Source organism: Pseudoalteromonas sp. SR45-1 (assembly GCF_014163655.1).
Taxonomy (GTDB): Bacteria; Pseudomonadota; Gammaproteobacteria; order Enterobacterales; family Alteromonadaceae; genus Pseudoalteromonas; species Pseudoalteromonas distincta.
Genome location: NZ_JACJDR010000001.1, coordinates 265,253 through 291,879 on the forward strand (window position 1 = coordinate 265,253; position 26,627 = coordinate 291,879).

Genomic DNA, 26,627 nt, shown 5'->3' on the forward strand with positions numbered 1-26,627 from the left:
ATTATGAAGACACAACGATTACAAAAAATACTAATTGCCAATCGTGGAGAAATTGCGTGCCGTGTAATGCGCAGCGCAAAACAAATGGGCTTAACCACGGTCGCGGTTTACTCTGATGCAGACAAACATGCCCAGCACGTAAAAATGGCTGACGAGGCTTACCATATTGGTGCCGCGCCAAGTAAAGATTCGTATTTAGTAGCAGACAAAATTTTACAAGTTGCCAAAGACTGCGGCGCTGACTGTATTCACCCAGGCTATGGTTTTTTATCTGAGAACAGCGAATTTGCTAAAGCCTGCGAAGCTAATAACATTGCTTTTATAGGGCCACCAGCAAGTAGCATTGAAGCAATGGGGTCTAAAACCCGCGCTAAAGAAATAATGGCAGCTGCTAATGTACCGTTAGTGCCTGGTTATTACGGTGATAAGCAAGACCCTGCTTTTTTACAAAGTGAAGCTGAAAAAATTGGCTACCCTGTACTCATTAAAGCGGCCTTTGGTGGCGGTGGTAAAGGCATGCGTGTGGTTGAAAAAGCACAAGACTTTATGAGCGCACTACAAGGTGCGCAACGTGAAGCGATTGCCGGTTTTGGTAACGACTTAGTGTTATTAGAGCGCTATGTAAACCAACCTCGCCATGTAGAAGTGCAAGTATTTGCAGATAACCATGGCAACTGTGTTTATTTAGGCGATCGTGATTGTTCTTTGCAACGTCGTCATCAAAAAGTAATTGAAGAAGCCCCTGCTCCGGGTTTATCTGACAAACTACGCAAAGAAATGGGCGAAGCGGCTGTACGTTGTGCACTGGCTATAAATTATAGAGGCGCAGGTACGGTTGAGTTTTTACTGTGTGGCGATGAATTTTTCTTTATGGAAATGAATACGCGCCTTCAAGTAGAACACCCAGTGACCGAAATGGTAACGGGTGTAGATTTAGTCAATTGGCAAATTAATATTGCGGGTGGGCAAACATTGCCAATGACACAAAGTAATATTCAATTGCAGGGTCATAGCTTTGAAGCGCGTATATACGCAGAAGATCCAGCCAACGACTTTATCCCATGTTCGGGCACTATTGAAGCACTACACACACCGCTTAACAGTGAATTTGTACGCATTGATACAGGCATTGCACAAGGCGACGAAATCAGCCCGTTTTACGACCCGATGATTGCAAAACTTATTGTGCACGACGACAATCGCGAACAAGCACTGAGCCGTTTACATCACGCTCTTGAGCAATTTCATTTAGCAGGTTTTAGCACTAACATTGGCTTTTTACATAATTTAGCAAGCCACCCTACGTTTAAACAAGGTGCGCCAAGTACACACTTTATTGCAGAGCAAGGTGATTCGTTAGTTGCGGTTAACGAATCGTTATTACAAGCAAGTCAGCTTATTGCTGCTTTTGCGTATTTAGAATCGTTAACTAATACCCAAAATACGCAAAGCAGTGCAAGCCCGTGGCAACAGCTGAGTGGTTTTACACTCAATGCACCACAAGTAATTAAAGTCCCTTTTGCCGATTTACAGCTAAGCGCTATAAAAACAGCAGCGGGTTATAGTATTACGCATAACGAGCATGTATTTAAACTACAAGGCACATTAAATAATAATCTGTGCAGTGTATTTATCAACGGTGAAAAACATAGCGCGCACGTAACTACGGTAGGCAATAGTGTGACAGTGATGAATAAAGCACTGCAAACTAAGCTTGAGCTAGTTGATAAACATTATATTAGTTCGCACGAAAGTGAAGCACTGCCACTTGCGGCGCCGCTTAATGGCACAGTAGTTAAGCACTTAATCGACATTGGTAGCACAATTACCAAAGGCGATGCGGTTGTTATTATCGAAGCCATGAAAATGGAATACACGCTAAACGCACCGCATGACGGCATTTTAAAAAGCTACTGTTTTGGTGAAGGCGAATTAGTAACGCATGGAGCCTTACTTGCTATTGTCGAAGATACAACTGAGGAAGGTGCATAATGAGTGCCTTTCCAAGTAAAGTACGTATTGTTGAAGTTGGCGCGCGAGACGGCCTACAAAACGAAAAAACAGTAAGCACAGCCGATAAAGTAGCGCTTATTAACGCCCTAAGTGCTGCAGGTTTAAAAGATATTGAAGCGGGCGCGTTTGTCTCCCCTAAGTGGGTGCCACAAATGGCAGACTCAGCGGATGTAATATCAGCCCTTGATTTACCCAATGTAAATTTAAGCGCCCTTACCCCTAACTTAAAAGGTGCACAAGCAGCGCACGCTGTTGGCATTAAAGAGTTTGCTATATTTACCGCTGCAAGTGAGTCGTTTTGTCAAAAAAATATCAACTGCTCAATTGAGCAAAGTATTGAACGTTTTAGCGAAGTAATGGCGTTTGCTAAAGCTAATAATATTCGCGTACGTGGTTATGTAAGCTGTGTACTCGGTTGCCCCTATGAGGGTGATATTGACCCGCAAGCAGTACTAAGTGTATCGCAAAAGCTATTAGATTTAGGCTGTTACGAAGTAAGCCTTGGCGATACCATAGGTGTTGGCACCGCAAAAAAAGTAACGCAATTAATCGAGTTACTTTTAACGCACATTGATAAAGCCAAGTTGGCCGTGCATTTTCATGATACATACGGCCAAGCGCTCACAAATATTTACGCAGCTTTAAGCCTAGGTATTGCAACGGTTGACGCGGCAGTTGCGGGCCTTGGTGGCTGTCCTTATGCTAAGGGGGCGTCAGGAAATGTTGCCACCGAAGATGTAGTTTACTTACTGCAAGGGCTTGGCATTGAACACTCAATTGATTTACAAAGGTTAAGTGACGCTGGCTGGGAGATAACCAAAGCACTTGGTAAGCAACCTGTGAGCAAAGTATCTGTGGCACTGCACACAAAATAACCTGAGCTCTGGATAATAAATCTATCTCGAGCAGCTATTTTCAGCACTAACTGCGTTGAATTTACTTGCAATAGGCCAGCTATTGACGCGTAAATTCGCCTTGTTTTCACTGAAAATCTCTGGCTAGAGAAAATAAATTTAAATATCACCCTGATTCATATGTTAGTAAATCTATTAACCAGAGTTCAGGTTAAATAGCTATCTTATGAAATGATGATTAAAGATAGTTAACAACAAATAGCACACAATGAGGAGAGACTCATGGCCGGTTTTGATAAGGTAGTTTCTAGTTACGAAGCTGCAATGGAAGGATTAAAAGACGGCGATACCATTATCGCCGGTGGTTTTGGTTTATGTGGTATTCCTGAGGGCTTAATTAAACAAATTAAGCACATGCAAACAAAAAACTTAACCGTAGTATCTAATAACTGTGGTGTTGATGACTTTGGTTTAGGTATTTTATTACAAGACAAACAAATTAAAAAAGTAGTTGCCTCATACGTTGGCGAAAACGCCCTATTCGAGCAGCAGTTATTAAGTGGCGAAATTGATGTAGAGCTTACGCCTCAAGGTACATTAGCTGAAAAAATGCGTGCTGGTGGCGCGGGTATACCTGCGTTTTACACCGCTACCGGTTACGGTACTCCTGTGGCTGAGGGTAAAGATGTAAAAGAGTTTAATGGTCGCCCGTATATTTTAGAAGAATCTATAACGGGTGAATTTGCTATTGTTAAAGCGTGGAAAGCCGACCGCTTTGGTAATTTAGTGTTTAGACACACCGCCATGAACTTTAATCCAATGGCGGCAACAGCTGGTAAAATTACCGTTGCCGAAGTAGAAGAAATTGTAGAGCCGGGCGAGCTTGAACCAAGCCAAATTCATACCCCGGGTATTTTTGTAAATCGCGTTATTAAAGGCAGCTTTGAAAAACGCATTGAACGTGTAACAACACGAGATTAAGCAGGAGCAAAATTATGGCATTATCACGTGAACAAGTTGCAATGCGCGTTGCACAAGAACTTCAAGATGGTTACTACGTAAATTTGGGCATAGGAATTCCGACACTCGTCGCAAACTATGTACCAGATGATATTGAAGTTATGTTACAGTCCGAAAATGGCCTTTTAGGCATGGGCCCGTACCCGACTAAAGCAGAGCTAGACGCCGATATGATTAACGCGGGTAAAGAAACCGTGACAGCAGCCACTGGTGCAGCCATATTTAATAGTGCAGATAGTTTTGCCATGATACGGGGTGGTCATGTAGACTTAACCGTTCTGGGTGCATTTGAAGTTGACCAGAATGGCAACATCGCATCGTGGATGATCCCTAAAAAGCTGATTAAAGGCATGGGTGGCGCGATGGATTTAGTCGCTGGCGCGAAAAACATTATTGTTACTATGACCCATGCAAGTAAGCATGGTGACTCTAAACTATTAGAAGCCTGCTCTTTACCGCTTACTGGCGTTAATTGCGTTAAAAAAATAGTGACAGATTTAGCCGTATTAGAAGTTAAAGACGGCGCATTTCATCTATTAGAACGTGCTCCGGGCGTATCTGTTGATGAAATCATTAGTAAAACAGCAGGTAAATTACTTATTGACGGTGAAGTTCCAGAAATGGTTTTTTAGGCTTTAGCTTAAAATAACGCTTTACCCTGTACCGACCTCATTCCCAGTGCCAATGGCGCTGAGTTACCCAAAATCCCTCGCAAGAGGGATTTTTTTTATCTTTTGTCATTATTTTTACCGTCATTCATACATCTGTAGTAAATTTTATCTATAATACAAATATAAACTAAATGTAAGCGCTTAGATTCTTTGCACTATTTTGTGGATAGCCTGCACCCTTTTTGTGAACTAGCGTTAATTTTATTTTTAACCTATTGATATTTAAACATTAAATAGTTGGTTCAAATTTTGCCTAAGTAAGGCGTCTCAATAAATTAAATAATTCTGGAAAACATGCAAACTCCTATTCGTGGCCTTCGCTCTTTTTGCTTTGCCGCAAGAAGCCTAAGTTTTAAGCATGCAGCTAATGAGCTGTACTTAACGCCGTCTGCGGTAAGCCATCAAATAAAACAACTTGAAGAACAACTTGGTATTGAGCTTTTTCAACGTAAAACGCGTTCAATTAGCTTAACCACAGCGGGTAAAAACTTTTTTGATGCTGTTTCTCCTATCATCACAATGTTAGAGAGCACCATTAATGAATTTAGTCAGATGCAGCAAAATACAAATTTGACGATTACCTTGCCTGAATTTTTTGCTAGCGAACTACTCATGCCTAAATTAAGTGAGTGGACGTCAGAGCACCCTAATATAAACCTGCAAATGGACACGCTTAAAACACGCAAAGAATTAACGCGTCATAGCGATTTATCTATTGTATTGTCCTCTGGTAAACCTACTGAAGGGTTAGCGACTGAGTTGTTTAACCTTGAATATATTCCTGCATGTAATAAAAAATTGCTCGATCAATGGAGGGACGATCATCGTCAAGCGCTTAACCAAGTCCCGCTGATCCTCCACAAAGCTCGTCCTTGGGCATGGCACCAATGGGCTGAAAAAGCGGGTATTGATGACTTTTCTCCCTCGCAGATTATTCAAATAGATAGCATGTTTGGTGTAGCCCGTGCAGCGCAGCAAGGTATGGGGATTGCCCTTATTCCATTGCCAATTAGCCAAAGTTGGTTAGATGAGCAATGGTTGTATAAATTATTTGAACAGCCTTTAACAACTAAAGATAAATACTATTTAGTGCAGCACGAATCAAGTACCCCTAATCACCCGCTTGATTTATTTGCAAAGTGGGTTGTAAGCACATTTAGAAAAATCCAAGAATAATCCTTTGTTAGGCGGGTTTATTAATACACCTAATTACGGGTTGTATTAATGGTTCGCTTAAATCTAATTTAAATTTTTGAATAATATTTTTATTTAAATACATAAACTTAAAACCACGCATTAGACTAAAGTCTATAGTTTAATTTTTTTCACTCATTGGTTTCGTTTTTATCGTTTGTCGAAAATAAAGTTAAATATTAAAGTTGCTTTATCAGCTCAAAACAACTTAGTTAAATTGTTTCTTAAGAGCAATAAATGCAACCTTTAGAGTTCTAGTAACTCAAACGTAGCAGTGAAAAGAATCTTATATTGTGTGTGTAAGATGTTGTCAGTGTGAAAAAGCGGTTCAAGTTAGGTGGTGACCTGGCTTGAACTGTTTTTATCTTTGGCACAAACCACATGATATGCAATACAAAACTTCGAATCCGAAAACAGAATCTTTATATTGTGTGTGAAGATGTTGTCAGTGTGAAAAAGCGGTTCAAGTTAGGTGGTGACCTGGCTTGAACTGTTTTTATTTTTGGCACAAACCACATGATATGTAATACAAAGCTACCAACGCGTAGTAAACAGAATCTTTATATTGTGTGTGAAGATGTTGTCAGTGTGAAGAAGCGGTTCAAGTTAGGTGGTGACTTGGCTTGAACTGTTTTTATTTTTGGCACAAACCACATGATATGCAATATAAGTTTAATACTTTTAAAAGCCCCGTAAGTTATAACTTACGGGGCTTTTTTAGTTAATTTTTAATTTGATATTCTTTTTTTAATTTACTTATTTGCACTTTATGTGAAATCAAGAAGGTATTAAATTTCTTGATTATGTCAGGGTAGTCAATCGACGATAATAAAAAGGCTTGTAAATCTGTCGGCAATTCGTTTTGAAAATAAACAGGTCGGGTTAATTTAAAGTATTTTTGGAGGTTATAATTTAATACATCGTTAGATATGTAAATACACTCCACTCGCTCTTTTAAAAGCAACTCTATTAATTCAATTACGTTAGCTGTTTCTATTAACTCAACGTTTTCATTATTCATTAACGGTTTAAAGCTTTGAGGCGTAAACCCTCTTACCGTTGCAAAACTAATGCATTCATCAATAGTGATATTTTTATTTAAACTCGCAATGCCCGTTTTAGTCACAACGGTTGGCTGCGAATAAATAATTTTATTTACATCAATAAATGAAGCTTTGTAGCTTGGTTTCCAGCTAGGGTTATCTGGATACTTAAAGTCGACATGGCGATGTTCCACAAATTCTTTGTAAAGTCGATTAATAGGTAGTGTGTAAAACTCAAACTTAAAGTCATGCTGCTGGGCAAACAAGGTAAGTAACTTTTGACTAAAACCATAATAGTCGCGGTTATCAGCCCCACTACCATCGTAGTATGGAAGGTATTCTATATTCTCTACGCCTACTACGTAATGAGTCGCTGATTTAGCGTTGTTTATTAAAAGCAGTAAAGCGAATGGCAAATATATTAACTGCGTTGCTATTTTTATAAATTGATTCATTAATAACCTAAGTAATATTGTTGACAATTAGCTGCACGCTTTAATTTTAACAAATTTGCAAAGATTATGATAAGCCTATTTTGTTTTATGCAAAAAAAGCCTGATTAAAATCAGGCTTAGCAAAGAAAGGGTTTAGCTTTTATCTCTCGGTACAAAATCAAGGACTGTTGCATTAATACAGTAACGATCGCGACCTCTTGGACCTTCACCTGGAAATAAATGCCCTAAGTGTATGCCTGTACTTTTAGAGCGAAGCTCAATGCGTGTCATGCCCCAGCTGCTATCGTCGTGCTGTGTTACGTTGTTTTTTACAGGATGAGTAAAGGACAACCAACCAGTACCTGAGTTAAACCTATCGCTTGTATCAAATAGTGGCTCGCCACTTAATTTATCAACAAAAGTACCGTCAGGTGTGTTTTTAAACTCTTTGTACTCTTTACAGTAAGGTCTATCTGTTCGTGCATCAAATGCAACTTTATAAGCATCACTGTTACCTAATTTAAAAGCGCCTAATGCTTTATAAAACTCTTCAGGCGTTGCGTAACCTTGACGGCCATATACCTCAACGCCATTTTCTAAAAACAAAATGGTTGGTGTTGCCCACGTGGCTGACTTAATAGTTAAATCATCAAGTTGGTCAGCATGGCGAAACGACATTGGTATTGTTCCTTTGTAATCATTTGCGACTGCTTTTTTAAACTTTTCACAATATGGGCAGTATTCACGTGAATCAAGTACCACTATTTGCTTTCCTGCTAGTAAAGCAGTGTTATCTACTTTTTCTACAGGTGTTTTATTAAAAACAACACCGGTAGAGTGATCTGGGCAATAGCCATTAGGGTTTTTTTCTAAATAATTTTGATGATACTCTTCTGCCGATACAAAACCTTGAAGCGGTTTAATAACTGTTTCAATTTTGCCATAGCTTGCATCAGTTAAAAGCTGCTGATATTGCGATTTAACTTGCTCAGCTACTTTAGCTTGCGCATCAGTAGTCGTTAATACAATTGAGCGATATTGCGTACCAATGTCGTTACCTTGGCGATTTTTTTGCGTAGGGTTGTGACTTTCAAAATAGTTTTTTAAGAGATCTTCAGCTGAAATTATATTGCTGTTATACATAACTTGTACAACTTCAGCATAATTGTTCTCGTCAAAACGACGAGACTGATCAGTAATATTTCTGTAGGTAGCTTTAAAGCCATTGCCGTCAGCGTACCCCGATTCAGCATCAATAACGCCATTAAGCGCTTCGTAGCGTTTTTCCGCTCCCCAAAAACAACCCGATCCAAGTACAATGGTTTCTACATGCATGGTGGCTTCTACATTACTGTGCTCAACCTTTTCCATAGATAAAGCAAAGCTGCCTGCGCTAAATATAATAGCAGCGCCTGATAAATATAATAAATGCTGGTGTTTCATAAAGTACCTCTTAAACAAGTGCGTGCTAACTAAGACCTCCTTATCCTAATTTTCATTTCAACCTAATTACTTATTTAGTACGAAGCGTATTAAGTTTTGGTCTTCAATAAGTTAAATACGATTAATTGAATATAAAACTACTCATAAAGTAAGTTGGGCAATAAACATAACCACTTAGTCGCAATGGTGTAAATAAATTAATAAAACTGTGTTACGTTTAAATTATGTTGTACAAATAGGTTTATTTAATGAAGCCAGCTCCTCATATTTATGCATTAACAAACAGTAGTTTACTGTTTGATGCATCGCATTTAGACGCTACAGATATACTCTCTATTCAAAAAAAAATTTGGGCTTTAGCTAGCCACTGTAAAAGCACTGATGAATTTAGCGATTTGGTGCCGGCCATGAACTCGCTCACTCTCTATTTAAAATCAGATAAACACTTAAATAAGTGGTTACAAGTGCTACCTTCGCTGTGGAATGATATTAAAACGAGTACTTTTAAGGGGCAGCATCACTTAATCAAAACCTCATACAAGGGTGAGGACATTAATTACGTGGCTCGCTATCATAATTTAAGTGCCGATGAAGTTATTAATATTCATAGTAAAACCAAGTACCACGTTTTATTTTTAGGCTTTCAGCCCGGTTTTGCTTACCTACATGGCTTAAATGAGCAATTACATACACCAAGACGTGATGAGCCACGCATTAAAGTTCCTAAAGGCTCTGTTGCGATAGGTGCTGCACAAACCGGCATTTACCCCGCAGATACCCCAGGTGGTTGGCATATAATAGGTCATACAGATACTGCTTTGTTTGATTCGACCTCTGAGCAACCTTGTTTAATTCAACCAGGCGATACGCTTGAATTTGTTCCGCACGTTAATAAAGGAGCAAATCATGATTAAAGTACTTAAAAGTGGTGTATTACTTACAATTCAAGATTTTGGCCGTGAGGGCTACCGCCATTTAGGTGTAAGCAAAGCGGGTAGCTTAGACCCCATTGCACAAATCATTGCTAATAGATTACTTAACAATAACGACAATGATGCCGTTTTAGAAATAACTGTGGGTTTGTGCGAACTGGAATTTACCTGCGACACAGTAATTGCGCTTCATGGTGCAGATTTGCAAGCAACCCTTGATGGATATTCAATTTATCCTGGTTGGACATACGCAGTAAAAAACAAACAAGTCCTAAGTTTTGCTACTGGTAGAGCAGGCTTAAGAGCTTATTTAGCAGTGAAAGGCGGTATACAAAATGCTGAGGTTATGGGTTCTAAATCTACAGATTTAAACGCATGTTTTGGTGGTTTTGAAGGTAGATCTCTCACCACTGGTGATGAAATACCTATTACTCCTTATTATGGAGAGTTTATAAAGGTAGGCGCAATTGCTCCCGCCCAGCGCAAACTTATACGCCTGCATCCAAGCCCTCATGCCGACTTATTAGGCGAGCCTTTACTAAGCAACTTTGTGTCTACCGCTTTTAAAGTCAGCAATAATAGTAACCGAATGGGTGTAAGGCTTGAGCATAAAAATAATTTGGGGCATTCGCACTCTTTGCCATCATTAGGGGTGAGCCCTGGGAGTATTCAACTCCCACCAAGTGGAGAGCCAATTGTGTTACTAAATGATGGCCAAACTACAGGGGGCTACCCTCTGCTAGGGACTGTTATTGAAGCCGACTTACGTCAATTTGCACAGTTTAGACCTTTAGATACTGTTGAGTTTAAATATGTAACGTTTGAAGAAGCAGCGAAGGCGAAGCAGAAACTTGACGGACACCTACATCAATTGAGCCTTGCACTTAAAAATAACCTATAAAAATATTCTAAAAATAAATAGGAAAACTATGTTCGACTTAAATTATTGGCCCTGATAATCGTTTAATACTGGTTGTTTTGTATTGTGTAGGTATATTTTTAATTGAAGGTCATTGCGCAAGCCCTGCTCCATTAGTTGCGCTCTGCATGTATAGCGGCAATTGCGGTACGTTAATGACGCCTATGACAGCAAATTAAATATTATTCCTACAGCTCTTTTAGACTTAAAAGATAAGTACCATGTAATAAAGGTTCAAATTCAGACGGCAGTTACCTTACTCGCCGTTAATATTATTTTAATGTATAGCTTGGTGTGTAATGACTAAATCAACTTCTTCTATGGCGTGTGTATTAATTACCGGCTTTGCGCCTTTTGGTGGCGAAACTATCAATCCTTCTTGGCAAGCAGTGCAAAAACTTGATGAAACTATCATCATGAAACATAAAATATGTACACTAGAACTTGCCTATGAGTTTAATACGTCTATTAGTCAGCTTATAAACGCCATTGAGTCGCACAATCCGGCGGTTGTTTTATGTATAGGTCAAGCTGGTGGGCGCAGCGAAATATCAATTGAGCGTATTGCAATAAACGTTGACGATGCACGCATTAAAGGCAATGCAGGTAAGCAACCTGTCGATTCACCAATAGAAAAAAATGGCCCTGATGCCTATTTCACTAACTTGCCAATAAAGCGTATGTTACAAGCACTGCACAACAGCAATATACCTGCTGCCATTTCCAATACGGCAGGTACGTATGTGTGTAATCACGTTATGTATGGTCTTATGCATTACATAAATGATCACTGCGCTGTAATGAAGGGTGGCTTTGTGCATATTCCTTATTTACCAAGCCAAGCTGTGCACCACAATGGCGCACCAAGCATGTGTGAAGACACTGTTATTAACGCGCTAAAAGTGATGATTGCACAAGCTTTGAACAATAATAACGACGTAAAAATAGCAGCGGGCACCACGCCTTGACCACTTTGGTGCGGTTACATATAACTTGGTGCATAAATTATTCTTAATTAATTGTAAAAGCTATGTGACTTGAGTAATTTTTTCTGATAAAACAAGGTTTCGCAGCACAGCAAATTGGCTTTGCTGCACACATAATAGGAATGAGGAGTTACTATGTGTTCAATTTTTGGGGTATTAGATATTAAATCTGATCCCGCTCAATTGCGTACCCAAGCAATTGAAATGTCAAAGCTGCTTAGACACCGTGGCCCAGATTGGTCTGGTGTATATGCATCTGAAAAAGCTATTTTAGTACATGAGCGTTTAGCTATTGTTGGTGTATCAAGCGGTGCACAGCCTTTATACAATCCTGAAAAAACAAATATTTTAGCGGTTAATGGCGAGATTTATAATCATAAAGAACTTGCAGCAGAGCTAGATGTTGATTTTACTTTTCAAACTCAATCAGACTGTGAAGTTATTTTAGCGCTTTATAAACAAAAAGGATCTGACTTTTTAGATGATCTAAATGGCATTTTTGCATTTTGTTTATATGATGAAGAAAATGACGCTTACTTAATTGGCCGTGACCATATTGGTATTATCCCGCTTTACACTGGTCACGACGAGCACGGTAACTTTTACGTTGCTTCAGAGCTAAAAGCACTCTCTCCAATTTGTAAGCATATTGAAGAATTTCCACCAGGGCATTACCTGTACAGCAAAGATGGCAAAATCACGCCTTATTACAAGCGTGATTGGGAAACATTTGATGCAGTTAAAGATAACAGCGCACAAGCGCAAGACGTTAAAGATGCATTAGAAGCGGCCGTTAAACGCCAGCTAATGTGTGATGTACCATACGGTGTATTACTTTCTGGTGGTTTAGACTCATCGGTTATCTCTGCTATTACCCAGCGTTTTGCTGCCAAACGTATTGAAGATAACGATGAAAGCGATGCATGGTGGCCTAAGTTGCATTCTTTTTCAGTAGGCCTTGAGGGTTCACCTGATTTAGCCGCTGCTCAAAAAGTAGCTGACATGATTGGTACTATTCACCACCCTATCATTTTTACCATTCAAGAAGGTATTGATGCTCTGCGTGAAGTGATTTACCACATTGAAACGTATGATGTAACAACGATTCGTGCCTCTACACCTATGTACTTAATGGCTCGCCAAATTAAAGCGATGGGCATTAAAATGGTGTTATCTGGCGAAGGTGCTGATGAGCTATTTGGTGGTTACTTATACTTCCATAAAGCCCCTAACGCACAAGAGTTTCATGAAGAGCTAAACCGTAAAGTATCAAAACTGCATATGTTTGACTGTTTACGTGCTAATAAATCAATGGCAGCATGGGGCGTTGAAGCACGTGTACCGTTCCTTGATAAAGAATTTGTTGATGTTGCTATGCGTATCAACCCTGAAGCCAAAATGTGTAAAGATGGCAAAATTGAAAAACACATTTTACGTGAAGGTTTTGATGGCTACTTGCCTGATGAAGTTTTATGGCGCCAAAAAGAGCAATTTTCAGACGGTGTTGGTTACAGTTGGATTGATACGTTAAAAGAGTTTGTAAATGAGCAAGTGAGCGATCAAGAGCTTGCAAATGCTAAATTTAAATACCCTATTAATACGCCAGATTCAAAAGAAGCTTACTACTACCGTACTATTTTTGAATCGCACTTTCCTGGTGATGCATCAGCTAAATGTGTACCACATGGTAAATCGGTAGCGTGTTCGACTCCTGAAGCACTTGCATGGGACGCATCGTTCCAAAACAATGCAGATCCATCAGGTCGTGCTGCGGGCGTTCATAACGACGCGTATGCAAGCAAAGGATAACACTCTTTGTTTAACGAAGCGTAAGCCCAAATGGCTTACGCTTCGCTGTATAAAACTCACTTCCACCGAATCTGTTTTTTATAGCCCTGCAAATAACTTAAAAGGCTCAAGTGCTTTAATTGTTATTTATAAAATTGGGTTAACATCAAAAACAATGCAATATATTGCATCACAATCAAACCACCCTGCTACCGTATTTTTAAATCAAAATGAGATAACTAAACGCCATTGTAATATTCGCTGGTTCAACCAAACAAGTGAAATTAAACGCTGTGGGCATGGTACTTTAGCGGCCGCTAATTTTTTAATAAAGTATTTTGGTTATTGCCCTGAAGTATTTACATCAATGAGTAATGAGCGCTTTACTATAAGAGTAAAAAAACAACGCGCACAGTTGTTACTAAAAAGTATAGAGCCTAAAAAAAGCGAATTAGCTAAAGGTGAGTTAAAAAGTGTGTTTTCATCCGCAATAAAAGCAGCCTACAGTACCGGTGATAAAAACGGTTATACGGTTGTATTATTTAATGAAGAATTTAATAAAGAATTTAGTAAAGAGTTTAGTAAAGACGCTGAAAAAGACGATTTAAAAAGCTTACACGTTGATTTTAAAGCGTTGAGTAAACTCCATAAAAATGCTGTTATAGCGCTTAGTATAAAAAATATAGACAAAAAAAATGCTATAGCGCATTTTAGATACTTTGCACCCCAGTTTGGAGTAAATGAGGACAGTGCAACGGGCTCTGCGGTGTCTATTATTGCCCCCCTTCTATTTAGACTGCATGGTTTAAATAAAGCTAAACTTATACAGCAATCAAATAATGGCGCATTGCTAAGCTATGAGTTTAGCAATGCTAAAGTTGTCATTTACTAGGGCGTGTTGATCTTTGCGAATTGAAATTTGTTCAATCTAGGGGCGATTAAATCGCGGCGCGAGGTTTGTAACCTAGTGGGCTAAGTAAAAATCGAGCAACAAAGAGTTTATCGCCCCTAGGCAGAACCCGAAGCGCAGCACATGTTTGGTATTTATGCTGCGTTATCGCCTATTTATGTGGAATAACCACACTTCATAGGCTCTACCTTGCCTAAAAACCAAACATATTGCTGCAAATTCAACTATCAAAGATCAACACGCCCTAAACATATTAAGTAAACGTTTATAGCGGTCGTAATAAGCACAATGCAAAATAGTTACTATCGTCTTGCCATGTTTGCTCTAACTTTAAATTAGCTTGCGCGGCAAGCTGCTTAAACGATTCGAGCGTGTACTTATGGGAGTTTTCTGTATGGATACTTTCGCCTTCAATAAAGTCTATTTGCTGATCATTTATAATCACGCTTTGATTACAGTTACTTACTAAATGCATTTCAATACGGCTATGTTGCTCGTTAAAGCGAGACTCGTGGCTAAAGTTATCTATATTAAATGTGCCGTTTAGCTCGTTATTAATACGTTGTAGTAAATTTTTATTAAATGCGGCGGTGACTCCCGCTTTATCGTTATATGCATTGAGTAACACTTGGCGCTCTTTTACTAAATCAACCCCAATTAATACATAACCGTTTACACCACATAAACGATGGAAATTATTCATAATTTCTATAGCTTTAACTGGGGCAAAATTACCAAGAGTAGAGCCTGGAAAATACACCAAATTGGTTTGACTATCTAAAGCGGTGTCTTTGGTTAGCTGTTTAACCATTTGGCTATGTGTAAAGTCTCCTAGTAATGGCGAAATGGCCAAATCTGGAAATAATGGCGACAAATGTGCAAGTGAATAACTGAGCATCTCCTCAGAAATTTCAAACGGTACGAAGGTTTTTACGTTTGCCATGTGCGCTAATAAATACGCGACCTTTTTACCCGAACCACACCCAGGCTCAATAATAGAGAGATTTTCAGGTAGCATTTGAGCAATCGACTGCGAGTATTGCTCTAAAATAGACAACTCCGTACGTGTAACATAATACTCTTGTAAGGATGTTATTTGCTCGAATAATGCAGCACCTTTATCATCGTAAAAATACTTACACGGAAGCGTTTTTTGTTGTTGAGTTAATCCGCTTATCACGTCGTTTAAAAATTCAGTGTCGGTTATGTTACTTTGTTTAATCGCTGTTACTTGGCTCATACTATATCCTTAGCTAGTCTTATCCCGCTGCACATCCACGCTTGATGTGGGTAATAAAAATTTCGGTATGTTTGTCGTAAATGGTCTTGAGGGGTAAACACACACCCGCCCCGTAACACCATTTGGTTATTCATAAATTTACCATTGTATTCCCCTGCTACTCCTTCAATAGGCTTAAAACCGGGGTATGGCAAATATGCACTGTTTGTCCATTGCCAACATGAATCCGTTAACTGGTGTATTTCAGTATCATCTTTTGTTTGTTGTGGTGTTAGATAGTTATTATTAGTGTCTGTTGAAGGTGTATTTTTAGCTGCATATTCCCACTCGAACTCTGTAGGCAAGCGAGCCTTTACAAAATTAGCGTAGGCGCTGGCCTCAAAATAACTAACATGGCTGATGGGAGCACTTAAATTTAAAGGCTGCAATCCATAGTGTGTAAACTCAAACCATTCGTTATTTATGTAATGCCAATATAATGGATGCGTTAAACGAGTGTTTTGAATATGCGCCCAACCGTCGCTTAACCAATATTGTGGATTGCTATATCCACCGGCATTTATAAAGTCTAAATATTCACCATTAGTGACCAATCTATTAGCAAAACTGAATGGATGAATTAGTACTTGGTGTTTGGGGCACTCGTTATCATATGCAAATTCATCGTCGGCATTTGTGCCAATATTAATAATGGCTTGTTCAAAATTGATAAAATTAAGGGGTTTAATATCAGCTGATTTTTTTTGGCTATTTAAAAGCGATGTTTTATATTGAGGAAATAATGGATTTACTGAAAAGTTATATTTGATGTCCATAAGCATTAGTTCTTGATGCTGTTGCTCGTGGTGTAACCCAAGTTCAATAATATCTTTAATGTGCGGGTTAACGTCAGTCTTAAGTAATTCAATCACGCGGCTATCTACATGTTCTCTGTAAGCTAGCACTTCATCTAAACCTGGCCTAGATAAGCTTCCTCTGTTTGCCCGTTTAAATTGCTCTCCAATCCCATTGTAGTAAGAATTAAAAAGCATTTTATAGTGAGGGTTAAACACTGCGTACTGTTTACAATGAACACTAAGTAAAAATGTTTCAAAAAACCACGTGGTATGCGCTAAATGCCATTTAGTAGGACTGGCATCAGCCATAGCTTGTAATTGGCAATCTTCTATAGTGAGTGGCTCAATAATAGCTAGGCTTTCGTCTCTAACGCTGCAAAAGCGTTTAACAAGTACATTTTGATTGGTATCGTTTGTAACGCTTTCACGCATAATAGTATTAATCCTTTGCCTATCTATTTATAAAATATAGCTTAGGGCATGCTGAGCTTTTTGGATTGAAATTTGTTCAATCTAGAGGCGATTAAATCGCGGCACGAGGTTTGTAACCTAGTGGGCTAAGTAAAAACCGAGTAACAAAGAGTTAATCGTCCCTAGAAAGAACCCAAAGGGCAGTGTATGTTTGGTATTTATGCTGCGTTATCGCCTATTTATGGGGAATAACCACACTACATAGGCTCTGCCTTGCCTAAAAACCAAACATACTACTGTAAATTCAATCGCCAAAATTCAACATGCCCTAATGTTGTGTTAAATCATATTCATATTACAACTTGATTAAAGGTGCTTATCGGCTTATAAATTTATAATAGCCTTGAAGAGAAATTTGCTCTTCGCTAGCCGGTTTTTAATTATTCTTACGTGCATGCAAGCATGAAAAATAACGCATAAGCTGTTACCGAACCGCTAAGCTATAAATCTAGGAGCGATTAAATCGCGACTAGACTTAACAAATTTCAATCCTAAAAGACTAACAAGCCCTAATATTTAAGCATTAATTAAGCTACTTAAAAATGATCTTTTTTTACTTAACCAAGTAAATTAATACTTTTAATAGCAAACTAAATTTTAACGTTCACTGAATTTTTAAATTTAGGGCTTTTAAATGAAAAAATCATGAATTTGGCCATATAAACAGCGTTTTAAATACAAATTCATTTACATTTAATATTTAACTCATACACTACTAGCTGTATGATCACGCTTCAAATTAGTTAGTCTTCAAATAATTACGGTATTACTTTTTACTTAATATTTAAAGACTAATGTAATTCGATATGACGCCGAATTTATTTTGGCTTGTTAGGACAACTAAAGAGGTATTGCATGAAGGAAAATCATGACAAATATAGTATTGACAACACGGATTACACCGTAGGTCAGGACAACGTACAAAAGTGGGGGTTTGATATTCACAACCCTGTTTTTGGAACTAGTGCGGGCCTGATTGTCATCTTTTTAATCGCCATACTTGTTACCGACCCACAAACTGCAAAAACAGCGCTTGATAGTATCAAGACCGATATTATTAATAATTTTGATGCCCTATTTATGTGGGCTGCTAACTTCTTTGTACTCTTTTGTTTAGCACTTATTGTTTCTCCTTACGGTAATATTCGCCTTGGTGGTGATGACGCTAAACCTTCTCACTCTCGCGTTTCATGGCTTGCTATGTTATTTGCTGCCGGTATGGGTATTGGCCTTATGTTTTGGGGCGTTGCTGAACCAGTTGCTTACTTTACTGGTTGGTACGAAACACCGCTTAATGTAGCCGCTAATACACCAGAAGCTGCAAAATTAGCAATGGGCGCAACTATGTTTCATTGGGGTCTTCACCCTTGGGCTATTTACGCTGTTGTTGGTTTATCTCTTGCATTTTTTACCTATAACAAAGGTTTACCACTTTCAATTCGTTCTATTTTTTACCCTATATTAGGTGATAGAGCTTGGGGTTGGCCTGGTCATATCATTGATATCTTAGCTGTACTTGCTACGTTATTTGGCCTTGCAACATCTTTAGGTTTAGGTGCGCAGCAAGCTTCTGCAGGCATTAACCATGTATTTGGTACAGAAGGTGGCATTGGCTCTCAAATTCTAGTTATTGCGGGTGTAACACTTTTAGCCATTGTCTCTGTGGTTCGTGGTATTGACGGTGGTGTGAAACTACTAAGTAATGTAAATATGCTAATTGCGTTTTCATTATTATTGTTTGTATGTTTAGTAGGCTTTGCTGTAGCAATGGGTAATGTACCCACTACCGTGATGGGCTATGTAGAAAATATTATTCCATTGAGTAATCCTCACGGTCGTGAAGACGAAACATGGATGCATGGTTGGACTGTGTTTTACTGGGCTTGGTGGATTTCCTGGTCACCGTTTGTAGGTATGTTTATCGCGCGTGTATCACGTGGTCGTACAATTCGTGAATTCTTAATTGCGGTTTTACTTATTCCTACTCTAGTTACTGTTTTATGGATGTCTATTTACGGTGGTATTGCGATTGATCAAGTAGTTAATGGTGTTGGTGCGTTAGGCACTAATGGTTTAACTGATGTACCTTTAGCTATGTTCCAAATGCTTGATGAATTACCTTTATCTAATATTTTATCGTTTATTGCAATTTTATTAGTGTTGGTATTTTTCATTACGTCATCTGACTCTGGTTCATTAGTAATTGATTCAATTACAGCTGGCGGTAAAATTGATGCACCGGTACCACAACGTATATTTTGGGCATCGGTTGAGGGCGCAATTGCAGCTGCTTTACTTTGGATTGGTGGCACACAAGCAATTGAAGCACTACAAGCAGGCGCTGTCTCCACAGGCTTGCCATTTACTATTGTATTATTATTTATGTGTTTAAGTTTAGTTTTAGGTTTACGAACTGAGCCTCGCCCAGTTAAATAATACTTTTAGTAAGTAACACTTTTAATTAGTAACGAAAACGCCGCAATTTTTGCGGCGTTTTTTTGTTTGGTCATTAAAAGCTAGAACCACAGCTCTGAGATTGGAGTATCTACACGATAATGATAACTCAGTTGCGCTTGTAAAAGTTCTGCTGTAGCAAGTGCATCCGTTAACGCATTGTGATTTTGATATGCTGGTAGGGAATAACGCGCACGGCAATCTGTTAGCCTAAGAGAACCTAATTTTGTGTTAAACAATCGCCCTAATAAACCCTGCCTTGCTTTTAGTGCTCTTTTTTCTATTTCCATTGTATCAACAAGTGCAAACTCAATACCTTCTTTAAGCCTTAACAATAACGCATTATTTAAAAAGTGACGTTCTATTGCGGCATAATGCACCACGACAACTTTACCACTGAGCGCTTCAAGTAAAGGCTCTATAATTTGATTAAAGTCGGGGGCGTCGTCCACCTCAGAGTGCGTTATTCCATGTATTAAAATAGACTCTTCATGAAGGTTGCGCCTAGGCTGCACAACCCAATGCCGACTGTGCTTACAATAAATGCGCTCTAAATTGAACGGCACTAAACCAACACTCACTATATCGTCGTTTTGGCTATTTAAGCCTGTTGTTTCAAAATCCATTGCTACAAAAGGTACGTCTTTTATTGCAGCTTTGTCTTGATTATAAGCACCCGCATAAAAGTGTTTTAAGAGTTTATTTTTGGTGCTATTGGCAAGCTCGTTATACCTAGCTTGCCAATCAATTGCTTTATGATTACGCGGATTCATAGGCTACTTCACACCAGAGTTTGCTGTGTAGCTAAATTTTAAATAGCTTTGTGCTTTTTCTAAAATGGCGAATGCCTCTTTTAAGTTTCGTTGCTCGAACGGAGAAAGTAAATGTGGATCTAAGTCGTTATCGGGCTCTTCGCCCTTCTCTATTTGCCACGCTTGATGGCGAATTCGCATCATGGCAATATACTCAAGTGCATCACGTAAATCTTGCGCTTTACCCTGTGGTAAAAGTTTCGCTTCAATAATGTCTTCTAGTCGCTCAAACGAATTTTGTTTACGTGAACCAATTGCCAATGCATGCACGCGAATAACATCAGAAAGAGGTGCAGTCCCTCTTCGCTTTAAGTTCATTGAACGCTTATGTTGGCCATTATGCTCCATAACAAAGCCTTTAAAGAAACCTAGTGGAGGTGTTCTATTTCTAGCATTTGCTGCCATATTAGCTAAAAATACGCGATTTACTTTACTCTGTTTTGCTATAAATATTCTAAGCTCGTCGGCCCACTTGGTTTTACCCCACACACCGTCTAAGTCAAAAAATATAGAACTATTAAGCAATGCTTGTGGTTTTGGCTGCGCGATCCAATCTGCAAATTGATCGAACCACTGTGAGCGAGTTTTACGCCATTTTTTAAACGACGCCATTATTTCTCCATCACAGTAAGTGTAACCACACTGCGCTAAACCATCACACACAAAATCGGCAATATTTTGAAAATACGCGTTATGTTTTTCATCGTCATAACTGTCATCTAAAATAAGCGCGTTGTCTTGATCGGTTACAATAAGTTGCTCGTCTCGAGCCATTGAGCCAAGAGCAATAAAACAGTAAGGAACAGGAGGTGGCCCAAACTTTTCTTCTGCTAATACAAGTAGTCTTTGTTTAAATGTACGCCCTATAACAGCCATGGCTGTACCAACCATGTGTGAGTTTGCATCTTCATTCACCATACGAACAAACACATTGGGCAATTGGCGTGCATAATGCGCCAAATCCTCTATTGTTTGTTGAGCCAGTATGCCACGTACAAGTAATAAGCTGCTTTGGGATTCATAACGCAAAATATCAGAGAGGGAGATAACTCCTATTGGGCGTCTTTTTTGTACTACTGGCAAATGATGTAAGTTATCTCTAAGCATGGCCAATACAGCTTCGAAAATATAGTCATTAGCATCTAATAGTACTAAGTTAGTGGACATAATGTCTTTTGCTTGCGTGTTAAAGGCAAGCCCTTTAGCCACTACTTTAGTGCGTAAATCCCTATCGGTTATTATACCAACTACTTGTCCATCATCTTCTTCTGGGTCATCATTTATGGGTTTATTTACATCGGTTACCAACACTGACGATACCGCCTCTTCGGTCATTAATTTAGCGATATCTTGTATCGTAGAGGTTGCATCTACGGTGACTACATCTCTGTGAATTAATGATTTTACCTTCGCGGTTGTCAGGTCATTGCCATCGGCTTGCTCGACAATAGCTTGATGCAAACGCACGTTACCGTCTGTTTCGAAGTAATCAGCAAACGCATCAAACTGATCACAGTAACGATTAAATAGCTCGACATTTATGCAATATACTAACGTATCTTCAAGAGCAGTTGCAGGAAAACGTACCTTACGGTTCATCAATAAACCCATTTGACCAAATATACCTGCGGTAGCCAAACGATTATACAGCTCGCCATTTCGGCGGTACATTTCTACAGAGCCACTTCTAATTACATACAAGTCAGAAATGTCTTGTCCAAAACTCAATATATCTGTTTTTGCTCTAAAATAAGCCACTTCTACTTGTTGAGCTAGCTCATTAAGCGCTTTTTGAGGTAAGTCATCAAAAGGAGGATGTTGTGCTAAAAATTGTGCGATTTCAACTTGTTCGGCTTGCATAAATCCCTTCCTGTATGCGCATTAAAATGACTAAATCTATTTTGCAGATTAACACTATCATCGGGGTGTGAAAACAATTACTGCACAATTTTGGGCACAAAAAAAGAGCCTAAATAGACTCTTTAAATGTAATACTTATTGTAAAAATTTATTTACCGCGCTGAGCGTCTTTTTGGGCTTTTTTAGCTTCTTTACGTTGCTGTAAAACAGCTTGTGCTTCATTACCAATATGGCCCTCACCACGCGCTTGCGCTAATTCTATTTGCTTTTGGCGCTCTGCAAAACGTGCGCGTTGTTCGTCCGTAACTTCTTCAATACAATGATGACAAGAGACGCCTTCCATGTATTCAGGCTTTAACTTTTCGTCTTCTGTAATTGGCATACGACACGCGTGGCATTGATCATAAGAGCCTTTTTGTAGGTCATGATCAACCGCAACGCGATTATCAAATACAAAACACTCGCCTTCCCACATGGTTTCTTCTTTTGGCACTTCTTCTAGGTATTTTAAGATACCGCCTTCAAGGTGATAAACTTCATCAAAACCTTGCTCTTTCATGTAGGCTGTCGATTTTTCGCAGCGGATACCACCTGTACAAAACATCGCCACTTTTTTGTGTTTTTCAGGGTCTAAGTTTTCTTTTGCCCACTGTGGAAATTCGCGGAACGTTTTGGTATTTGGATCGACCGCATTTTGAAATGTACCAATTTCAATTTCGTAATCATTACGTGTATCTATTAAAATTACTTCAGGGTCAGATATAAGTGCGTTCCACTCATTTGGCTTAACATAGCTACCCACAACTTTAAGCGGATCTACGCCTTCAACGCCCATTGTTACAATTTCTTTTTTTAGTTTTACTTTAGTACGGTAAAACGGACATTCATCGTCGTAAGATTCTTTTGTAACGATGTTTTTTAAATTTGGTTGCTCATCTAGCCATGCTAATAAGTTGTCTATCCCTTCACGTTTTGCAGAAACAGTGCCGTTTATACCTTCGGCAGCGAGCAATAAAGTACCGCGTACTTCATTTGCTTCCATCACTTCTAGTAATGGCTTACGGATAGCTTCAAATTCAGGTAAACCTACAAACTTATACAGCGCACATACTACAAAGTGATCGCCCGTTACATTATCTTTATGAACAACAGTCATTATATTTCCTATTTTGCCTTGTTAGCCAATATTGGCGTTTACCGAATCGTAAATCCGGCGCATATGGGGCGCGTATTTTACGCTTTTTTAGTTTAATTGCAAAAAATAGCGCTATAGATTGGTTTTTACTGTTAGCGACCTAGCTGTGTAAGCTATAATGCGCTGATAAATTTATAGAGTTAATTTGCTCATTTTGGAGAAACACACATTGCAGTTTACTGATCTTGGGATTGATACACGCCTTGAAACACAACTAGCACATCAAGGGATCACCCAGCCCACCGATATTCAAGCGCATGCAGTGCCTACCGCACTTGCAGGGCATGACATTTTCGCTCAGTCTAAAACTGGGTCGGGCAAAACCTTGGCGTTTTTATTACCTGCTGTACAAAGGGTTATGAAACAAAAAGCACTCAGTAAACGCGATCCTCGTGTACTTATTGTTGCTCCTACGCGTGAGCTTGCTACGCAAGTATTTACTCAGCTACGTTTATTAATTGCAGGCACAGCCATTAAGGCCGTAAAAATACTTGGTGGCGAAAACTTTAATGACCAAATAAAAGCTCTTAGAAACGACCCACAATTCGTAGTTGCTACACCAGGGCGTTTAGCTGATCACATTACAAAACGTTCATTACAATTGAGCGGACTAGAACTGCTTATTTTTGATGAAGCCGATCGTATTTTAGATTTAGGCTTTACCGAGCAGTTAAAAATGATTAACGAGCAAGCTAATCACCGTCTACGCCAAACGTTATTGTTTTCTGCAACACTTGACCATGCACAAGTAGATGCACTATCACGTAACCTATTAAAAAAACCAAAGCAAATTACGCTAAGTGCAGCAAATGAGCAACATAGTGATATTAAACAAACGTTATACCTTGCCGATCACCTTGATCATAAAGAAGCGTTATTAGAGCATTTTTTAAACCAAGATGATGTTGGTCAATGTATTATCTTCACAGCAACGCGTTCTGACACGAGCCGTTTGAGTGAAGCCCTTAATGCTAAAGGCTTCAAATCTGTAGCGCTTGCTGGTGATTTAACGCAAAACAAACGTTTAGATATCATGGATTCGTTTAGTCGCGAAAACTTTAAAATATTGATCACCACCGACGTTGCATCTCGTGGTTTAGATTTATTAAGCGTAACGCACGTTATTAACTTTGATTTACCAAAACACGCTGAAGAGTATGTACACCGCATAGGTCGTACAGGACGTGCTGGCTTTAAAGGAAATGCAATTTCATTAGTTGGCCCAAAAGATTGGGCAAGTTATTTAGCTATTAAAGCATTTTTAAATGACGAATTAAAATTTGCGAGCGTAGAGAGCCTAAAAGCTAAGTTTAAAGGTTTAAAAGAGAAAAAACCTGAGGCAGCGTGGGACAAATCTAAAGAAAAAGCCGCCGCTGTTAAAAAGCCTGCATTTAAGCGCAAAGCTAAACCTAAAAAGCCTACAGCACCAATTAAAGCACCGATGAACATTGATGGCGATACACCAATGCGCCGTAAAAAAAAGCCTGAGCAGGAATAATTATGAGTTACCTAGGAACCACACAAACATTATTTGTAAAAGAAGTGAGTAACGAAGGTGCTTACTTAGACGGCCATGATTTAGGTGAAGTATTTTTACCAAAACAAGAAATAAAACATGAGCTTGAAGCAGGCGATAGTATTAGTGTATTTATCTTTTTAGACAATGCTAATTTAGCCACAGCAACAATAAAGAAACCACATGCTCAAGTAGGCGAGTATGCCCTACTACGCGTTAAAGAAATAAATAGTATTGGGGCATTTTTAGATTGGGGGCTTGAGAAAGATGTGCTTGCACCTTTTAATGAACAAAAGCCACGCATGCAAGAAGGCCATTCTTATTTAGTACGCCTGTATCTTGATAATGCAAGCCAACGTATTTGTGCCTCAAACAACTTTAATCGTTTCCTATCAAAAGATGAGCCGCAATATACTCACTTACAAGAAGTGGATTTAATTGTTGCTGGCAAAACAGATATTGGCTACAAAGTATTAATTGAAGAGTCGCACTTCGGTGTTGTTTTTTACAATATGGTATTTAAAAGCTTATTTGTGGGTCAAAAGCTTAAAGGCTATATTCAAAAAGTACGTGACGACGGAAAAATTGACGTTGTACTAGAAAAGCCAGGTATGGGAAAAGTAAGTGACCTTGGTGAAACTATTATGCAAAAGCTTAAAAACGAAGGCGGTGTTATTCCACTTGGTGATAAATCTGATCCTGAAGCAATAAAGAAGATGTTTTCTACAAGTAAGGCTAATTATAAAAAAGCAATTGGTGGCTTATTTAAACAAGAGTTAATAGATATTGAAGCGAAATCCATTCGCTTAAGATCTTAATTATAATTGGCTGTAATTACTAATAATACCTGTTTGTAATTAACCTAAAATATATTTATAAGGCAATGTACATTGCGTATATTGCCTTGAATAATCAAGCACTTCAACTTCCGACTCAAGATTGAGCGGCGCCAAACGAAAAACCTTTTTTTCACATTCTGTTTTTTTATCATCGAGCTTTGATATACATTCACTAACGCTTACATGCTGAGATATGAGTGTATCTTCATTTTTGTAACACAGATGGTGAGCATAATCTTGCATTGTTTTTTTAAAATCAAACATATCGACTGGGTACGTTGGAATTATATCTGTAACGGTTGTTACACCATCGTATGCTTTATTAGAAAAAACGTACTTATTTACTGAAAAACCCGCAATAACAATTACTATAGAACCAAAAAATAACTTCAAAACAAACCCCTACTACATTTTGATTTTATTAATGTAACATAAAACTCACATAAGGTAAGGGGTTTTAGCACTATATGACTGCTTATTGTTAAATTAAGCTATAGAGTTATTAACATCACTAAGCACTTTTACAGGATTATCTGCTTGAGTAATCGGTCTGCCTATAACTAAATAGTCACTTCCTGAATCTATAGCTTGCTTAGGTGTCATTATACGCTTTTGATCACCCGCATCACTCCCTTCAGGGCGTATACCAGGCGTAACAAGCTTAAAGCTATCACCTAACTCTGTTTTTAAAGCTTTTGCTTCTTGTGCAGAACACACAACACCATCAAGCCCAGCTTCCTTTGCAAGCTTAGCTAAATAAATAACTTGCTCTTGAGCTGATTTATCAACACCTAAACGCTTAAGCTCTGTTTCATCCATACTTGTTAACACAGTAACAGCGATAAGTAATGGCGCTTTGTCACCAAATTTCTCTAGAGCCGATTTAGCTTTGCTCATCATTTCAAAGCCACCAGATGCATGAACGTTTACCATCCACACCCCCATTTTAGCAGCTGCAGTAACCGCTTTAGCTACTGTATTAGGAATATCATGAAACTTTAAATCTAAGAAAACATCAAAACCTAAATCAATTAACTCTTTAACAAATGCAGGTCCAAAATAGGTAAACATTTCTTTGCCGACCTTGAGACGGCAAGTATCAGGAGAAAGTTGTTTAACAAAGTTTAAAGCAACTTCTTGATCATCGTAATCTAATGCAATAAGAATTTTTTTTGAGTGTTCGAAAGACATAACTAT

General features: G+C 38.7%; 22 protein-coding genes and 1 pseudogene. 14 read left to right on the forward strand and 9 right to left on the reverse strand.

Translation table 11 applies throughout. From position 1 onward, the window contains the following. Nucleotides 1-3 precede the first annotated feature (3 nt). The 5 genes from H5089_RS01215 (at nt 4) to H5089_RS01235 (ending at nt 5,734) form a co-directional block, all read left to right on the forward strand. Nucleotides 4-1,992 carry an acetyl/propionyl/methylcrotonyl-CoA carboxylase subunit alpha gene (locus tag H5089_RS01215; RefSeq protein WP_182711286.1) on the forward strand — a complete coding sequence of 663 codons (1,989 nt, stop codon included), beginning with the start codon at nt 4-6 and terminating at the stop codon, nt 1,990-1,992. Beyond that, nucleotides 1,992-2,888, forward strand: coding sequence for a hydroxymethylglutaryl-CoA lyase (locus H5089_RS01220; protein ID WP_182711287.1), 897 nt, complete (start codon nt 1,992-1,994; stop codon nt 2,886-2,888). Before H5089_RS01215 ends, H5089_RS01220 begins: the two co-directional genes overlap by 1 nt. Before the next feature lie 261 nt (nt 2,889-3,149). Beyond that, nucleotides 3,150-3,848 carry a CoA transferase subunit A gene (locus H5089_RS01225; protein WP_008135270.1) on the forward strand — a complete coding sequence of 233 codons (699 nt, stop codon included), beginning with the start codon at nt 3,150-3,152 and terminating at the stop codon, nt 3,846-3,848. A 14-nt stretch (nt 3,849-3,862) separates the two neighbouring features. After that, nucleotides 3,863-4,519, forward strand: a complete 657-nt coding sequence (locus tag H5089_RS01230) for a CoA transferase subunit B (RefSeq protein ID WP_182711288.1) — start codon at nt 3,863-3,865, stop codon at nt 4,517-4,519. 333 nt (nt 4,520-4,852) lie between these two features. Beyond that, nucleotides 4,853-5,734: a LysR family transcriptional regulator gene (locus H5089_RS01235; RefSeq protein WP_076923991.1), complete on the forward strand. Its 882-nt coding sequence runs from the start codon at nt 4,853-4,855 to the stop codon at nt 5,732-5,734. Between the two features lie 739 nt (nt 5,735-6,473). Here H5089_RS01235 and H5089_RS01240 read toward each other — a convergent pair. Then, on the reverse strand, nt 6,474-7,250 hold the full coding sequence (locus H5089_RS01240; protein WP_182695013.1) for an amino acid ABC transporter substrate-binding protein: 777 nt from the start codon (nt 7,248-7,250) through the stop codon (nt 6,474-6,476). A gap of 132 nt (nt 7,251-7,382) precedes the next feature. Next, nucleotides 7,383-8,672 (reverse strand): peptide-methionine (S)-S-oxide reductase MsrA, encoded by a 1,290-nt coding sequence (gene msrA / locus H5089_RS01245; RefSeq protein WP_182711289.1) that lies wholly within the window; start codon nt 8,670-8,672, stop codon nt 7,383-7,385. A gap of 248 nt (nt 8,673-8,920) precedes the next feature. On the opposite strand from msrA, the gene pxpB reads away from it, so the two are divergent. From pxpB to H5089_RS01275, 6 genes and pseudogenes are all read left to right on the forward strand, one after another. Next, nucleotides 8,921-9,586 carry a 5-oxoprolinase subunit PxpB gene (gene pxpB / locus H5089_RS01250; protein ID WP_182711290.1) on the forward strand — a complete coding sequence of 222 codons (666 nt, stop codon included), beginning with the start codon at nt 8,921-8,923 and terminating at the stop codon, nt 9,584-9,586. Further along, nucleotides 9,579-10,505 carry a biotin-dependent carboxyltransferase family protein gene (locus tag H5089_RS01255; RefSeq protein ID WP_182711291.1) on the forward strand — a complete coding sequence of 309 codons (927 nt, stop codon included), beginning with the start codon at nt 9,579-9,581 and terminating at the stop codon, nt 10,503-10,505. The genes pxpB and H5089_RS01255 overlap by 8 nt, the downstream gene beginning before the upstream one ends. Nucleotides 10,506-10,549: 44 nt before the next feature. Continuing rightward, nucleotides 10,550-10,830 (forward strand): annotated as a pseudogene (locus H5089_RS01260) (5-oxoproline transporter, DUF979 family subunit); the annotation flags it as partial. Continuing rightward, nucleotides 10,823-11,491, forward strand: a complete 669-nt coding sequence (gene pcp, locus H5089_RS01265) for a pyroglutamyl-peptidase I (RefSeq protein ID WP_182711292.1) — start codon at nt 10,823-10,825, stop codon at nt 11,489-11,491. The pseudogene H5089_RS01260 and the gene pcp, both read left to right, overlap by 8 nt. Nucleotides 11,492-11,644: 153 nt before the next feature. Beyond that, the gene (gene asnB, locus H5089_RS01270; RefSeq protein ID WP_182711293.1) at nt 11,645-13,318 is read left to right on the forward strand and encodes an asparagine synthase B; all 1,674 of its coding nucleotides are present in this window, start codon (nt 11,645-11,647) and stop codon (nt 13,316-13,318) included. Continuing rightward, the gene (locus tag H5089_RS01275) at nt 13,302-14,189 is read left to right on the forward strand and encodes a PhzF family phenazine biosynthesis protein (RefSeq protein WP_182711294.1); all 888 of its coding nucleotides are present in this window, start codon (nt 13,302-13,304) and stop codon (nt 14,187-14,189) included. The genes asnB and H5089_RS01275 overlap by 17 nt, the downstream gene beginning before the upstream one ends. 283 nt (nt 14,190-14,472) lie before the next feature. Here H5089_RS01275 and egtD read toward each other — a convergent pair whose 3' ends face one another. Further along, a complete protein-coding gene (gene egtD / locus H5089_RS01280; protein ID WP_182711295.1) occupies nt 14,473-15,447 on the reverse strand; it encodes an L-histidine N(alpha)-methyltransferase in 975 nt (324 codons plus the stop codon). Continuing rightward, entirely contained in the window at nt 15,444-16,715 is a 1,272-nt protein-coding gene (gene egtB, locus H5089_RS01285) for an ergothioneine biosynthesis protein EgtB (protein ID WP_182711296.1), read from the reverse strand. Before egtB ends, egtD begins: the two co-directional genes overlap by 4 nt. A gap of 894 nt (nt 16,716-17,609) precedes the next feature. Here egtB and H5089_RS01290 point away from each other — a divergent pair. Further along, a complete protein-coding gene (locus tag H5089_RS01290; RefSeq protein ID WP_002961195.1) occupies nt 17,610-19,190 on the forward strand; it encodes a BCCT family transporter in 1,581 nt (526 codons plus the stop codon). An 80-nt stretch (nt 19,191-19,270) separates the two neighbouring features. Here H5089_RS01290 and H5089_RS01295 read toward each other — a convergent pair whose 3' ends face one another. The 3 genes from H5089_RS01295 to H5089_RS01305 form a co-directional block, all read right to left on the reverse strand. After that, on the reverse strand, nt 19,271-19,981 hold the full coding sequence (locus tag H5089_RS01295; RefSeq protein ID WP_033039579.1) for a 3'-5' exonuclease: 711 nt from the start codon (nt 19,979-19,981) through the stop codon (nt 19,271-19,273). A 3-nt stretch (nt 19,982-19,984) separates the two neighbouring features. After that, nucleotides 19,985-21,880, reverse strand: coding sequence for a DUF294 nucleotidyltransferase-like domain-containing protein (locus tag H5089_RS01300; RefSeq protein WP_182711297.1), 1,896 nt, complete (start codon nt 21,878-21,880; stop codon nt 19,985-19,987). Between the two features lie 148 nt (nt 21,881-22,028). After that, the gene (locus tag H5089_RS01305; RefSeq protein WP_002961191.1) at nt 22,029-23,036 is read right to left on the reverse strand and encodes a rhodanese-related sulfurtransferase; all 1,008 of its coding nucleotides are present in this window, start codon (nt 23,034-23,036) and stop codon (nt 22,029-22,031) included. A gap of 208 nt (nt 23,037-23,244) precedes the next feature. On the opposite strand from H5089_RS01305, the gene H5089_RS01310 reads away from it, so the two are divergent. Together H5089_RS01310 and H5089_RS01315 are read left to right on the forward strand one after the other, a co-directional pair. Continuing rightward, nucleotides 23,245-24,573, forward strand: coding sequence for a DEAD/DEAH box helicase (locus H5089_RS01310; RefSeq protein WP_002961190.1), 1,329 nt, complete (start codon nt 23,245-23,247; stop codon nt 24,571-24,573). Nucleotides 24,574-24,575: 2 nt separating this feature from the next. Beyond that, nucleotides 24,576-25,409: a S1 RNA-binding domain-containing protein gene (locus H5089_RS01315; RefSeq protein WP_002961188.1), complete on the forward strand. Its 834-nt coding sequence runs from the start codon at nt 24,576-24,578 to the stop codon at nt 25,407-25,409. A gap of 39 nt (nt 25,410-25,448) precedes the next feature. Here H5089_RS01315 and H5089_RS01320 read toward each other — a convergent pair whose 3' ends face one another. Both H5089_RS01320 and pyrF read right to left on the reverse strand, forming a co-directional pair. Further along, on the reverse strand, nt 25,449-25,823 hold the full coding sequence (locus tag H5089_RS01320) for a hypothetical protein (protein ID WP_024595713.1): 375 nt from the start codon (nt 25,821-25,823) through the stop codon (nt 25,449-25,451). Nucleotides 25,824-25,916: 93 nt separating this feature from the next. Continuing rightward, entirely contained in the window at nt 25,917-26,621 is a 705-nt protein-coding gene (gene pyrF, locus H5089_RS01325; RefSeq protein WP_149602755.1) for an orotidine-5'-phosphate decarboxylase, read from the reverse strand. Between the last annotated feature and the right edge of the window lie 6 nt (nt 26,622-26,627).

Excerpts from the sequence above, each read along its gene's own strand:
- H5089_RS01215 (WP_182711286.1), top strand. The coding sequence starts at position 4 with ATGAAGACACAACGATTACAAAAAATACTAATTGCCAATCGTGGAGAA.
- H5089_RS01220 (WP_182711287.1), top strand. The coding sequence starts at position 1,992 with ATGAGTGCCTTTCCAAGTAAAGTACGTATTGTTGAAGTTGGCGCGCGA.
- H5089_RS01225 (WP_008135270.1), top strand. The coding sequence starts at position 3,150 with ATGGCCGGTTTTGATAAGGTAGTTTCTAGTTACGAAGCTGCAATGGAA.
- H5089_RS01230 (WP_182711288.1), top strand. The coding sequence starts at position 3,863 with ATGGCATTATCACGTGAACAAGTTGCAATGCGCGTTGCACAAGAACTT.
- H5089_RS01235 (WP_076923991.1), top strand. The coding sequence starts at position 4,853 with ATGCAAACTCCTATTCGTGGCCTTCGCTCTTTTTGCTTTGCCGCAAGA.
- H5089_RS01240 (WP_182695013.1), bottom strand. The coding sequence starts at position 7,250 with ATGAATCAATTTATAAAAATAGCAACGCAGTTAATATATTTGCCATTC.
- msrA (WP_182711289.1), bottom strand. The coding sequence starts at position 8,672 with ATGAAACACCAGCATTTATTATATTTATCAGGCGCTGCTATTATATTT.
- pxpB (WP_182711290.1), top strand. The coding sequence starts at position 8,921 with ATGAAGCCAGCTCCTCATATTTATGCATTAACAAACAGTAGTTTACTG.
- H5089_RS01255 (WP_182711291.1), top strand. The coding sequence starts at position 9,579 with ATGATTAAAGTACTTAAAAGTGGTGTATTACTTACAATTCAAGATTTT.
- pcp (WP_182711292.1), top strand. The coding sequence starts at position 10,823 with ATGACTAAATCAACTTCTTCTATGGCGTGTGTATTAATTACCGGCTTT.
- asnB (WP_182711293.1), top strand. The coding sequence starts at position 11,645 with ATGTGTTCAATTTTTGGGGTATTAGATATTAAATCTGATCCCGCTCAA.
- H5089_RS01275 (WP_182711294.1), top strand. The coding sequence starts at position 13,302 with ATGCAAGCAAAGGATAACACTCTTTGTTTAACGAAGCGTAAGCCCAAA.
- egtD (WP_182711295.1), bottom strand. The coding sequence starts at position 15,447 with ATGAGCCAAGTAACAGCGATTAAACAAAGTAACATAACCGACACTGAA.
- egtB (WP_182711296.1), bottom strand. The coding sequence starts at position 16,715 with ATGCGTGAAAGCGTTACAAACGATACCAATCAAAATGTACTTGTTAAA.
- H5089_RS01290 (WP_002961195.1), top strand. The coding sequence starts at position 17,610 with ATGAAGGAAAATCATGACAAATATAGTATTGACAACACGGATTACACC.
- H5089_RS01295 (WP_033039579.1), bottom strand. The coding sequence starts at position 19,981 with ATGAATCCGCGTAATCATAAAGCAATTGATTGGCAAGCTAGGTATAAC.
- H5089_RS01300 (WP_182711297.1), bottom strand. The coding sequence starts at position 21,880 with ATGCAAGCCGAACAAGTTGAAATCGCACAATTTTTAGCACAACATCCT.
- H5089_RS01305 (WP_002961191.1), bottom strand. The coding sequence starts at position 23,036 with ATGACTGTTGTTCATAAAGATAATGTAACGGGCGATCACTTTGTAGTA.
- H5089_RS01315 (WP_002961188.1), top strand. The coding sequence starts at position 24,576 with ATGAGTTACCTAGGAACCACACAAACATTATTTGTAAAAGAAGTGAGT.
- pyrF (WP_149602755.1), bottom strand. The coding sequence starts at position 26,621 with ATGTCTTTCGAACACTCAAAAAAAATTCTTATTGCATTAGATTACGAT.